Raw genomic sequence first — 11,923 nt, forward strand, 5'->3', positions numbered from 1 at the left:
GGACAGCCATGTTGAGTCGTTGGGGAGAACCTGTGTATAACTTGCTTTTTTCAGCGCATCCGTGCAGATAGCCGCACCATAAACCGCATGGAATTCTGTGGATGGGAATTCGCACGGCGTGTCGCTATAGGTTGCGGTCTCGGGCGTGTTGTGTTTCCGATCGGGGCCATGCAGGTTAACAGCCGGTTAGCTTCGCTGTGACCTAAATACCTTGACGAGTTCGCCAGCACCCGCCTGCGCGCACAGCAATGGCCGGGTGAAGATCTATGCGATCCTCACCCGGCCGTTTTTGCGCTGACGTTACTGTCCGGCGACGACGCTCAACGACACCGAGGCGTCGACCTCGGGATGCAACCGCACCGTGATCGGATGCGTGCCGGTGGACTTGATGTGCGCCTTGGGCAACTGCACGGTGCGCTTGTCCAGATTCGGGCCGCCGGCCTTCTTGATGGCAGCGACCACGTCGGAGCCCGTGACCGAGCCGAACAGCTTGCCGCTGTCGCCGGCGGCCTTCACCGACAGCTCGACCGCGCCCAGACCCTCGAGTGCCGTCTTCAACTCGCGTGCGTGCTCGAGCCCTTGCACGGCCTTGGCCTCGCGGGCCCGGCGGATCTCCTCGGCCTGGCGCTCGGCGCCACGCGATGCCACGACGGCCATGCCGCGGGGCAGCAGGAAGTTGCGGCCGTAGCCGTCCTTGACCTCGACGATGTCACCGGAAGTACCCAGGTGCTCCACCTCGGTGGTGAGAATGAGTTTCATGTCTTGTTTCCCTCTGCCTATCGCGTCGAGGAGCTGAACGGCAGCAGCGCCACCTCGCGGGCGTTCTTCACCGCGATAGCGATGTCGCGCTGGTGCTGAACGCAGTTACCTGTCACGCGGCGGGCACGGATCTTGCCGCGCTCGCTGATGTAGGTCCGCAGCAGTGCGGTGTCCTTGTAGTCGATGATCTGGTTCTTGCCCTTCTTTGAGCAGAACACGCACTTGCGGGTCTTGACCGGCTTCTCGGGAGCCGGACGCCTCTTGGTCGAGGACTTGGCCATGTGTCTATCTCTTTCTGGAATTGCTGATCAGTGATAAGTCAGAAGGGGGGTTCGTCGTCGCTGCCGCTGAACGAGCCCGACGCGGGCGCGCTGCCCCACGGATCGTCTTGCCGGCCGTCGGAACCACCCGCACCGCCAGTAGCCGCACTACGCGAACCACCACCGCCACCGCTGCCGAACCCGCCGCCGCCACCGCCGCTGCGGCTGGCCTTATTCACCTTGGCCGTGGCGTACTTCAGTGACGGGCCGATCTCGTCGACCTCGAGCTCCACCACGGTGCGCTTCTCACCCTCACGGGTTTCGAAGGAGCGCTGCTTGAGCCGCCCTTGCACGATCACGCGCGAGCCGCGAGTCAGGCTCTCGGCCACGTTCTCGGCCGCCTCACGCCAGATGTTGCAGCGGAGGAACAGCGCCTCGCCGTCTTTCCATTCGTTGGTCTGACGGTCGAAAATGCGCGGCGTCGACGCCACGGTGAAGTTGGCGACGGCTGCGCCTGACGGCGTGAACCGAAGCTCGGGGTCTGCCGTCAGGTTTCCGATGACCGTGATGATGGTGTCACCAGCCACGAGTTCCTCCTGGATTGGGTTGTCGGCGCGAAGTCAGTCGCAGGCGAGCCTACGGAGCCGCTCCGACGTACGGCAGCCTTTAGTGCTTGTCGGTCCGCATGACCTTGGTCCGCAGGACGGACTCGTTCAGGTTGAGCTGGCGGTCCAGTTCGGACACCGTTGCGGACTCGGCCTTCACATCGACGACGGCATAGATGCCCTCGGCGTGCTTGGCGATCTCGTATGCCAGCCGGCGCTTGCCCCAGATGTCGACCTTGTCGACAGTGCCGCCGTCCTTGCGGATGACGTTGAGGAACGTCTCCAGCGACGGAGCAACAGTGCGCTCGTCGAGAGTGGGGTCGAGGATGACCATGATTTCGTATGGACGCATGAGAACCACACCACCTCCTACGGTCTTGTTCGGCCACGGTCGTTCCGTGACAGGAGGGTTACCTGCGTCGGCAACCGGCCCAGGCTACAGGAATGCCCGCTGATCTGCGAAATCGCACTGCTGACCGGCTTACGCTTCGATCGTGTTCTCCGAGACGCGGTATGCAATGAACGGAGACTTGCACGTCGCTTACCGCGCGTCCCGCGAAGGTACACGGGACATCGTCTTCGTCCCGAACTGGTTCACGTGTTGCGAGCTTCTCCCGGAGCTGCCGTCCGTTCGGGGTTTTGCCGAGGCGATGACGTCGCTTGGTCGACTGATCTTCTTGGACCAACCCGGGACCGGGGCCTCCGACTCCATCATCATGGGTGGGTTGCCGACGCTGGAACAATGGGCCGACAGCGTCACCGCCGTGCTGGATGCCCTCGATATTGGACAAGCAGTTCTCGTCGCTCCTGCCGGCGCGCTGCCGACAGCCGCGCTGTTCGCCGCGACGCATCGGTCCCGCACCACCGCGCTCGTCGTACTCGAGGGCTATGCGGATCCGACGGTCCAGCGCACCGATTTCGATCGCGACGAAACGAACGCTGCGTTCGTCGCGCTGTGGGGTACGGGGACGACACAGCATGTCTTGAATCCGGACATGCCGTGGAATGAAGAGATTCGCGCCGCATGGGCCCGGATGGAACGCCTCGGCGCAAGCCCTGGAACCGTCGCCCACGTAATGCCCATCGTCGCCGGACTAGACATTCGGGCAATCCTGCCGTCCGTTCGCGTCCCAACTCTCGTTGTCCAGCACGCCGGTGACCCGTTTATCCCGTCGGAATGGGGCGAGTACGTCGCCGATCACATACCGGGTGCGAAATACGTTGAGCTGCCTGGCCGCAACTTTCATCACTTCGTTGAACCGTGGCACGACTCGTTCCAGGAAATCGCCGAATTCCTCACCGGACATCAGGCAGAGGTCATCGATGATCGTGTGCTCGCCACGGTGTTGTTCACTGACATCGTGGACTCGACGCGGCGCGCCGCCGAAATGGGCGACCGCGACTGGCGTGCCCTGCTCGACGCACACGACGCCATCGTCCGCGCACAACTAACGCGCTTCCGCGGCCGCGAGGTGAACTCGACCGGCGACGGCTTCCTGGCCACCTTCGACGGCCCGCAGCGAGCGATCCGCTGCGCCATGGCAATTCGCGACTCGGTGCAAGCACTCGGCATCGAGGTGCGTGCGGGGTTGCACACCGGGGAGGTCGAAATCCGCGGCGACGACATCGGCGGCATCGCCGTACACATCGGCGCCCGCGTCAGCGCACTCGCCGGCGCCAACGACGTCGTCGTCTCTAGCACCCTGCACGACCTTGTCATCGGCTTGGGGCTTGAGTTCGACGACCACGGCACCCATCAACTCAAAGGCGTGCCCGGCGAATGGCGGCTATTCGCCGTCGCGTCGACGTGACGTGTATGTGAACTCAGCCGGATCCGAGCCTACGGCCGAGCGCCCGACCCAACTCCTGTGGGGCGTCGCCGCTGGGCCCCGAGAGGAACGGCGAGAAAAGGTGAAAGTCGTGCCAAAGACCGTCGTAGGCGCGGTGTTCGATGTCCACGCCACCCGCGCGCGCCCGCTTTTCGAGCTCGCGTGCGTCCGAGGCGAGGATGTCGTCACCGCCCGAGTGCATGACAATCGGCGGCAGCCCGGCGAGGTCGGCGAACATCGGCGAGATCGTCGGCTCGGCCGGATCCTGACCAGACGGCAGATAGGCGTCAGCGAAACGGATCAAGAGGTCAGCGGTCAGCGCAGCGTCCCGCGGCGCCGGACCACGTCGTACATGGGCGCCCGGGGTGAGGTCGGGCCAGGGACAGATGAGACCGAGCACGGCCGGCAGAGCCTCGCCGGTTTCGCGCAGACGCAGCGCGACGGCGAGCGTCAACCCGGCGCCGGCGGAGTCACCGGCGATCGCGATGCGGCTCGGATCGACACCCTGCGCGACGAGCTCGCGATAAGCAGCGAGCCCGTCGTCGACCGCGGCGGGGTACGGGTGTTCCGGCCCCATCCGGTAGTCGAGCGAGATCACCCGCGCATCCGCTGCGGTACCGATCGCGGCGACGAGCGCGCGATGCGAGCGTGCGCTTCCGACTGCGTACCCGCCGCCGTGCGCGTAGAGCAGCACGCGCGATTCGGCGACCCCGGGCGGCCGGATGTCCTCTGCCCGAACGCCACCAATGGTCGTTGGCGTCACCATCGTCCCCTTCGGCGGTGGCGGATAGGCGAGCGCGAGCGTCATGCGCCTGCGAATCGTCGACCACGACGCGGTCGGCGAAAACAGCCAGCGACAGAGGACGCGGGCGCCAGGACGCATCGCGGCGGGTGACAGACCGACCTTCATCGCCCAAGGCTAGGCGTCTGCGTCACGCAACGTTGTCTTTTTCCCAGCTCACTGGCAAGGCGCAGGCACTGCGCTGGACAATTCCGTCGCCCAGGCTTCGTAGGCCTCCGCGGTCGGGTGAATCCCGTCCTCGACCCATTGGTTCTCATCGGCCTGTTGCGTGTACAGCGGTCGCATGTCAATGAATTCGGCGCCCGTCGCGTTGGCCTCTTCGATCAGCACGCTGTCGAACGCCTCGCGCTGCGCAGGCAGGTCCTCCCCGTAGGTCTGCCCCTCGGGCGACCGAAACCATTCGTTCTGCGCCAGCACGATCACGCGCGCACCACTGGCCGTCGCCGCATCGAGTACCGACTTCACGTTCTTCCGATAGTCCTCGATCGTCACGCCGTTGACGATGTCGTTGGCGCCGGCCTGGAAAGTGATCAACGTCGGTGCGAACGAGTCGATCTGGGGCACCTCGTCGGTCAGCACCTGCTCGGCCGTATAGCCGCTGATGCCCGCATTCTGCAGCTCTACCTGGCAGCCTTCACCGCGCCACCGCTCGGCCAGCAGCGCTGGGAAAGCACCCGTCTGCTCGTCCGGCGCGCCGACGCCCTGGCTCAGCGAATCGCCCAACGCGAGATAGCGCACGGTGTCGTCGTCCGGCACGGCGGATGTCGTGCCACCTTCCGGCTGCTGTGCCGTCGGCGACGACGGTGCCGGGCTCTCGGACTTGCCGCAGCTGACCAGCGCGGCGGCCAGGCAGGCCACCGCAAGCAGGCGTCGCGTCCGCCGGGTCACCCGTCGAGAATAGCTTCGAGTGCGGTTGCGCCGCCCCTGCTTCGGCTTAGACTCGGCCTGTTCTCCGTCGGCCCACCCTGATTGGAGATGTGACCATGTCCGATCTGCCATTCGACTGCGACCTCGTATTGAAGGGCGGAATCACCAGCGGCGTCGTCTACCCCACCGCCATCGTCGAGCTTGCCCGCGACCACCGCTTCCACAACATCGGCGGCGCTTCGGCAGGAGCGATCGCCGCCGTCGCCGCTGCGGCAGCCGAATACGGGCGCCAGACCGGCGGCGGCGGGTTCGACGAACTGAACGCGATTCCCGACCAACTGGCGCAGGAGGACACGCCATCCCGCCAGACGATGCTGCAGCGACTCTTCGTGGCGCAGCCCGAAACCCGCGAGTACTTCGACCTGTTCTGGCAGCAGAAGAAGCTGGAGGGAGGGCTGTTCACACGCGCCAAAGCTGTACTTCCGACCCTCCTCCGACACAGCCCGACCTTTCCAAAGTTCAAGGTGGCCAATGTCTTTGCCGTCGTCCTTCCGCTGGCGGCGATCGTATGGGCGGTGCTCGCGTGCTCACCGGGAACAATTGCGTTCGCCGTGCTGGCAGTGCTCGTCGGCGTGGTCACCTACCTGGTCGCTCGCGTGGTCGCGGGCGTCATCAACATGGTCCGTGACGCGCAGCAGGCCGTCGCCGCCAACATGCACGGCCTGGTCAACGGGCGGTCGGTCGGCGACCAGATGGGACTCACCGACTGGCTGCACGAACGAATCGAGCGACTGGCGGGCGGCGATCGTCAATCACCGCTGACCTACGGCGACCTCGCGCGCCACGACATCGGCCTCGTCACGCTGACGACCAACCTCTCGCAGACCTCGAGCGAGACCTTTCCTTTCTCGGACCTGACATGGGCGTTCCGGCCCGCCGACATCCGCACGCTGTTCCCCGAGCAGGTCGCTTCCCATCTCGAACGTCGAGGGCAGGCGGCGACCGAATCCTCGGACCAGCGCGCAGCACTCGAAAAGGCGGGACTGCTGCAGCTGCCGCCGGCACCGGAGCTGCCGGTGATCCTCGGTGCGCGGATCAGTTTGTCGTTCCCCGTGGTGATCTCGGCGATTCCGCTATGGCGATTGACGCCGATTCGGCGCGGGGGCCAGTGGGTCACCGAGTACCGCGAGGTGTGGCTGTCCGACGGTGGCATCTGCTCGAACATGCCCGTCCACCTCTTCGACCATCCACTGCCGTCGCGCCCGACCTACGCCATCAACCTCGGCTCCGGTGCGACAGACGACGACGCGGAACCCGGCGATGACCATTCGGTGATGGCCCGCGCACACCGCAACGTGTGGCGCCCGATCCGGACCGGATCCGGTGCAGGAGCTCCCATCTCCGACATCGATTCCACCGCCCAGCTGCTGGGCGCGGTACTCACCACGATGCAGAACTGGTCGGACTACTCGGCGACCAGATCGCTCGGCATACGTGATCGTGTCTGCACCATTCGGCTGAGCTCGAAAGAGGGCGGCATGAACCTCGACATGGCAAGTACGACGATCAAGGGCCTGGCTCCGCGCGGACAGGCAGCCGGAGAGAACCTGGGCTGGATGGTGCGAGGGACCATCCCGGAGCATGCCGATCCCGATCAATCCGATCAAGCAGCGACGCAGTGGACCAGACACCGGTGGACGCGGCTGCGCTCGACGGCACTCGGCGCGGGTAGCTACTCCGACGACGTCGAGTCCGGCTGGGCGAAACCCGCTGTGCCCCAACAAGGGCCGCACGCCAACAACTTCACCTACGCCGAACTGGCCGCCAACGCGAAGACGCTGCAGTACCTGCCCTACCGATCGGATTGGAGCGCGACCGCCGGCGTCGCCCTCACGGCTGGCATCGACGCGCTCGCCGCCGTCGATTTCGGCACCGCCAACGTAGTGAGTAAGCCGCCGTTCCGACCACTCATATTGAGCACGCGCGGAGAACCCGTCACCGAACTCAACGAGCGCACTCAGCGCGACGAACTGCCCACCAGCTGATCGGGATCAGGATCGGGATCGGGCTGCGGCGCGTCCACCCGCACCCTGTCTCGATCCGGACGTAGCCAGTCGGGCAGCCATCGGGGCGGGGCGTCTGGCGCGCGGTCGAAGACTCCTCCGGCCGGGTCGTCGACCTCACCGCCGAAGCGCACCAGATCCTTATCGGGTCGATAGATTTGATGAATCACCAACGCACACAAGCCGATCACTGCGAGATCCCGGAGTACCACCACGACGGTGAACGGTTGCTCTGGCAGGCCCTTGTTCTGCTGGCCGTAGAGGTAGAGCATCCGCGGAATCCAGACCAGCGCGTCTATCGTCATCCACGCGAGCAGGACGCGCCGGTGCGGCAGGGCGAGCACCGCCAGCGGCACCAGCCACAGCGAGAACTGCGGGCTCCACACCTTGTTCGTCAGCAGGAACGCCGCTACCACCAGGAACGCGATCTGCGCCACCCGCGGCCGCTGTTTGGCCGTCAACGCGATATAAGCGATTGCGACGCAACATGATACGAACAGCAGCGCCGACACGGTGTTCAGCACCGTCGGCGGCTCCCACACTCCCAGATCCGGATCGAAACCACCCCAGCCGGTGAACGACCTGATCACGTTGTAGATCGAATCCATGTCGTCACCGCGACGGCTGTTGAGCCGGAAGAACTCTGACCATCCCCTCGGGAACAGCACCATGATCGGCAGGTTCACCAGCACCCAGGTGACCACGGCGGCGAGTGCCGTCTTAGCCACGTCACGTCCCTTGCCGGTGCGCACTGCCAACACCAGCAGCGGCGCGAGGAGCAGCAGCGGATACAGCTTCGCCGCCACGCCCAGGCCGATCAGCACGCCGGCCAGCACCGGCTTTCGTCGCGCCCACGCGAGCATCGCCCCCGTCGCGAAAGCCGTTGCGAGCGCGTCGAAGTTGGTGAAGATCTGGAAGATCACGATCGGCGAGGCCGCCACCAGGGCCGCATCCCACACCCTGCGCGGGCCGGCTAGTCGCGACGTCGCCCACACCGTCGCCAGCCACGCCAGCGCCAGTCCGAAGGCCGCGATGTTGAAGAACATCACCACCTCGGCCAGGATCGGCAGCGACACCAGCTTTGCCAACGCGGTGTACGACTTCGCCAGCGCCATCGACCCGTATTGGTACAGCCCGGTCAACACCGGATACTCCATGTACCGCACCGCGACATCGCCGTCGTACCTGATCTTCGGCTTACCCTCACCGTCCTTTTCAGTCCAACTGGACTTGTACGGGAACTTGCCGAGGTTCAACAGTTCAGCGGTGTACAGCGGGACGGTGTCGGAGTAGCAGAGCTGGTAGTACGCCCGCTGGTTGTCCCAGTTGGCGACGCGTTGGTCAGGCGGGCCGGTGCCGGTGGTCTGCAGGCACGCCGCCTTGGTCGAGTACCCGAGCGCGAGCAACACCAGCGCGATGAGCAGCATGGCGCGCAACGGGGTGAAGAACCGTTGGCGGCCGATGAGTGCGTGCCTGCCGACCGGGCCGCCGATCATTCCGGACAGGGCGGCGCCCAGGGTGTCCGTGCGGCTGGGCATGTCCCGGTTGTCGAGGCTCCGCCGGTCTTCTGCGAGACGACCCGGCGATTCAAACTGTGCGAGAGGACCCGACGACGCCATCGGTGGCTCGCCGTCGTCGCGGTCTGGCACGTCGGTCACGGAGGCGGAGGCGGTGCACCCGGCACGCCGGGGGGCGGCGGTGGCGCACCAGGCGCGACCGGCGCACCGGGCGCGACGGGCACAGGCTGAGGCGCGCCGGGTGCGACGGGCGCAGGCGGGCCGACGGGCACAGTCGTGGGTGGGCCCCACGGGATCGTGACCCCGGGCGCCAGCTCGATCGTCGGCTGAATCACGGTGGTCTGCGGCACGGGCGGGACGTCCGGCGGCGGGCTCGACGGCGGCGGCGCCGGGGCTTGCGGCACACCGGCGTAGCCGCCGATCTCCTCGGGCTTCGGGAACGTCTCGTTGTCGGTTCCGTCCAGCGCGCCGTCCATCGTCGCTTTCCAGATGTCCGACGGCAGACCCGAACCGTAGACCGGCGAGCCGTAACTGTTCTCCAGTGGTTTGGTGCCTTCGGTGGTGCCGACCCAGACCGCCGTCGACAACGACGGTGTGAAGCCGACCATCCACGCGTCACGGTTGGCGCCGGTGTCCCCCAGCTGGTTCGTACCCGTCTTCGCGGCCGACGGACGTCCGCCGGCCAGCGCGTGGCCGTTGGAGTACGCGGCGATCGGCTGCATGGCCGAGATGACGTTTTCGGCGACCTTCTTGTCGATGCGCTGCTCGCCCTCGTTGTCCTGCTGCGACGCATCGAACAACACCTCGCCCGCGGCGTTGACGACCTTCTGCACGAAGTGCGGTTTGTGGTACACACCGGACGCCGCGATGGTCGCGTACGCCGACGCCATATCGATGACCCGGCTCTGGTACTGGCCCAACACGATGCCGTTGTTGGGCGGTCCGCCCTGGCCGTCCTCGGACAGCGTGTGGTCGACGCCGGGGAAGCTCTCGGCGATGCCCGCCTCGTGAGCGGCCTTCGCGACGTCGGCGGGCCCGTTCTCCAACTTGAGCATCAGCCGGTAGTAGCTGGTGTTCAGTGAGCGCTTCAGAGCTTCGGCGATGTTGCAGGTGCCGCAGCCGCCGCCTTCGACGTTGTTGATCGTGATGCCGTTCATCGACACCGGGGAACTGTCGACCTGCGTGCCCAGGCCCATTCCCTGCTGCAGTGCGGCGATCAACGCGAACACCTTGAACGACGAGCCCGTCGGCAGACCGGCCTGGGCGAAGTCGAATCCGTTGGCGTCGGTTCCGCCGTAGTAGGCCTCGACCCCGCCCGTCTTCGGGTTGATCGACACGATCGCGGTGCGCATGTCGGGGTCCTGCCCCTCGAGGTACTCGGCCGCGGCCTCCTCGGCGGCCCGCTGCGCCTGCGGGTTGATCGTGGTGGTGATCTGCAGACCCTCGGTGTTCAGGGTCTGTTCGTCGATGTCGAACAGCTCGAGCAGTTCGCGCTGCACCTGCCGTTCGATGAGTCCGTTGGGGCCCGTCGTCTGGTTCTGCGACCGCGCCTGCTCAGGGGGCACGGTCACCGGAAAGACCTGCTCCGCACGCTCTTGCGGTGAGAGCGCACCGATGGTCACCATGCCGTCGAGCACCCAGTTCCAGCGCTCCACCGCACCCTCGGGGTTGACGGCCGGATCCAGGCCGGACGGCTGCTGGATGAGCGCGGCCAACAGCGCGCCCTCGGCGACCGAGAGCTGTTCGACGGGTTTGTCGAAGTACGCCCTCGACGCCGCAGCGATGCCGTATGAGCCGCGGCCGAAATAGATGATGTTCAGATATGACTGCAGCACTTGGTCTTTGGACCACTCGCCGGCCATCTTCGTCGAGATGACCACCTCTTTTGCTTTGCGGATCAGGCCGCCGACACCCGAGCGCTCGTCACCGACCAACGCGTTCTTCACGTACTGCTGCGTGATGGTCGAACCACCCTGCAGGTCGCCACCGAACAGGTTGTTCTTCATGGCCCTGATGAAGCCGGTGAACGAGAAACCCGGGTTGGAGTAGAAGTCGCGGTCCTCGGCGGCCATCACCGCGTTGCGCACCTGCACGGGTATCTGGTCGATGTTGACGTCGACGCGGTTGCCTTCCGGCGGAACGATTTTCGCGAGCTCGCTGCCGTCACTGGCCAGGATCGTCGACACCTGATTGGTGCGGATGTCGCCCGGCTTGGGCACCTCCACGATCATGTACGCCATCGCGAAGGTGATGATCGGCAGCACGATCATCGCGACCACCGCGACGAGGGCTCCGCGCCGGACCCACTTCCAGTTGATCTGGGGACGCTGACGCGGCGGCCCACCCCCCGGACCCTCCGGCGGCCCCCCACCGCCAGGTGGGCGGCGCGGCGGTAGCGGCGGCGGCTGCTTGGGCGCCGGTGTGCCGTCGAGCGCGGCCTTCACCACGTCGATGGGGTCGCGCCACTGCGGCGGCGGTGCTTCACGCACCGGCGGCAGGATGGCGGTTCTCCTGTCGTCGGGCGGAAGGCTGCGCGTCCGCGGCGGCGGCGGTCCCTCGGCCTGCGGTCGATGGCGTCCAGCGTCGTCGGAGTGACGTGCCACGCCCTCGGAATGCTTCGGCCCCGGGTCGCTCACGCCGTCAGCCATCCGCCCGGCACGGGCGTCGTTGGCTGACCGGTCGTGGCGCCCTTCGCTATTCACTGGCCGTGCGCGCACGACTGCGCGCCGTCTGGGTCCGCCTCGGTGTGCGCGACCCCTTCGGTGGCGGGATGGCGCCGAGTACGTACGACTTGACCAAGTGATTCCAGCTGCAGGTGCGGCATACCTCCACCACGTGTACGGAGAACTCGTCGTAACGGGTCGCCAACAGAACCAGCTCCTCGGCCGTACGCGCCGAACCGGACACAGCGCCAAGATGGTCGCCGAACACCCAGGACACCAGGGTGAGCTGCTCCTTGCGGCAGATCGGGCACGTCACCGAACTGGGCTTCCCGTGGAACTTCGCGGCTCGCAGCAGATAGGGATTGGCGTCGCAGACCTCGGAGACGCCGGTGCGTCCCGAATAGACCTCCGCCAGCAGGGACCGTCGCCGAAGGGCGTAGTCCACCACCTGTCGCTGCAATCGCACGGAGACCAGAGTACGTCGACCGCGCGGCGACGGAGGCGCGACGGCGCCGGGGACCTGATCTCAAGGGTGGTTGATCTGGACATTCGATTCTC

General features: G+C 66.2%; 11 protein-coding genes. 2 read left to right on the top strand and 9 right to left on the bottom strand.

Annotated features, from left to right (window positions below):
- Window positions 1-300: 300 nt before the first annotated feature.
- The 4 genes from rplI to rpsF form a co-directional block, all read right to left on the bottom strand.
- Window positions 301-759 carry a 50S ribosomal protein L9 gene (rplI, locus tag M1248_RS04915; RefSeq protein ID WP_163732504.1) on the bottom strand — a complete coding sequence of 153 codons (459 nt, stop codon included), beginning with the start codon at window positions 757-759 and terminating at the stop codon, window positions 301-303.
- A gap of 17 nt (window positions 760-776) precedes the next feature.
- On the bottom strand, window positions 777-1,040 hold the full coding sequence (gene rpsR, locus M1248_RS04920; protein WP_014210198.1) for a 30S ribosomal protein S18: 264 nt from the start codon (window positions 1,038-1,040) through the stop codon (window positions 777-779).
- 38 nt (window positions 1,041-1,078) lie between these two features.
- On the bottom strand, window positions 1,079-1,606 hold the full coding sequence (locus M1248_RS04925; RefSeq protein ID WP_317147726.1) for a single-stranded DNA-binding protein: 528 nt from the start codon (window positions 1,604-1,606) through the stop codon (window positions 1,079-1,081).
- A 79-nt stretch (window positions 1,607-1,685) separates the two neighbouring features.
- Window positions 1,686-1,976 carry a 30S ribosomal protein S6 gene (gene rpsF / locus M1248_RS04930; RefSeq protein WP_083126552.1) on the bottom strand — a complete coding sequence of 97 codons (291 nt, stop codon included), beginning with the start codon at window positions 1,974-1,976 and terminating at the stop codon, window positions 1,686-1,688.
- 142 nt (window positions 1,977-2,118) lie between these two features.
- On the opposite strand from rpsF, the gene M1248_RS04935 reads away from it, so the two are divergent.
- On the top strand, window positions 2,119-3,435 hold the full coding sequence (locus tag M1248_RS04935) for an adenylate/guanylate cyclase domain-containing protein (RefSeq protein ID WP_317147727.1): 1,317 nt from the start codon (window positions 2,119-2,121) through the stop codon (window positions 3,433-3,435).
- A 13-nt stretch (window positions 3,436-3,448) separates the two neighbouring features.
- On the opposite strand, the gene M1248_RS04940 is transcribed toward M1248_RS04935, so the two are convergent.
- Window positions 3,449-4,363, bottom strand: coding sequence for an alpha/beta hydrolase (locus M1248_RS04940; protein WP_317147728.1), 915 nt, complete (start codon window positions 4,361-4,363; stop codon window positions 3,449-3,451).
- 48 nt (window positions 4,364-4,411) lie between these two features.
- Window positions 4,412-5,143 (bottom strand): SGNH/GDSL hydrolase family protein, encoded by a 732-nt coding sequence (locus M1248_RS04945; RefSeq protein ID WP_317147729.1) that lies wholly within the window; start codon window positions 5,141-5,143, stop codon window positions 4,412-4,414.
- 95 nt (window positions 5,144-5,238) lie between these two features.
- Between M1248_RS04945 and M1248_RS04950 the strand changes: the two genes are divergently transcribed.
- Window positions 5,239-7,167, top strand: coding sequence for a patatin-like phospholipase family protein (locus M1248_RS04950; RefSeq protein WP_317147730.1), 1,929 nt, complete (start codon window positions 5,239-5,241; stop codon window positions 7,165-7,167).
- Here M1248_RS04950 and M1248_RS04955 read toward each other — a convergent pair.
- Genes M1248_RS04955 through M1248_RS04965 form a run of 3 tightly spaced genes read right to left on the bottom strand, consistent with a single transcriptional unit; the run spans window position 7,140 to window position 11,831 of the window.
- A complete protein-coding gene (locus M1248_RS04955; protein WP_317147854.1) occupies window positions 7,140-8,804 on the bottom strand; it encodes a glycosyltransferase family 87 protein in 1,665 nt (554 codons plus the stop codon). The genes M1248_RS04950 and M1248_RS04955 overlap by 28 nt on opposite strands.
- Before the next feature lie 35 nt (window positions 8,805-8,839).
- Complete coding sequence (locus tag M1248_RS04960) at window positions 8,840-11,350, bottom strand: transglycosylase domain-containing protein (RefSeq protein WP_163737966.1); 2,511 nt, start codon at window positions 11,348-11,350, stop codon at window positions 8,840-8,842.
- Window positions 11,351-11,396: 46 nt separating this feature from the next.
- The gene (locus M1248_RS04965; protein WP_041301577.1) at window positions 11,397-11,831 is read right to left on the bottom strand and encodes a DUF5318 domain-containing protein; all 435 of its coding nucleotides are present in this window, start codon (window positions 11,829-11,831) and stop codon (window positions 11,397-11,399) included.
- Between the last annotated feature and the right edge of the window lie 92 nt (window positions 11,832-11,923).

Source organism: Mycobacterium sp. 29Ha (assembly GCF_032883055.1).
Lineage (GTDB): Bacteria > Actinomycetota > Actinomycetes > Mycobacteriales > Mycobacteriaceae > Mycobacterium > Mycobacterium gallinarum.

Excerpts from the sequence above, each read along its gene's own strand:
- rpsR (WP_014210198.1), bottom strand. The coding sequence starts at position 1,040 with ATGGCCAAGTCCTCGACCAAGAGGCGTCCGGCTCCCGAGAAGCCGGTC.
- M1248_RS04940 (WP_317147728.1), bottom strand. The coding sequence starts at position 4,363 with ATGAAGGTCGGTCTGTCACCCGCCGCGATGCGTCCTGGCGCCCGCGTC.
- M1248_RS04950 (WP_317147730.1), top strand. The coding sequence starts at position 5,239 with ATGTCCGATCTGCCATTCGACTGCGACCTCGTATTGAAGGGCGGAATC.
- rpsF (WP_083126552.1), bottom strand. The coding sequence starts at position 1,976 with ATGCGTCCATACGAAATCATGGTCATCCTCGACCCCACTCTCGACGAG.
- M1248_RS04960 (WP_163737966.1), bottom strand. The coding sequence starts at position 11,350 with ATGGCTGACGGCGTGAGCGACCCGGGGCCGAAGCATTCCGAGGGCGTG.
- M1248_RS04955 (WP_317147854.1), bottom strand. The coding sequence starts at position 8,804 with ATGGCGTCGTCGGGTCCTCTCGCACAGTTTGAATCGCCGGGTCGTCTC.
- rplI (WP_163732504.1), bottom strand. The coding sequence starts at position 759 with ATGAAACTCATTCTCACCACCGAGGTGGAGCACCTGGGTACTTCCGGT.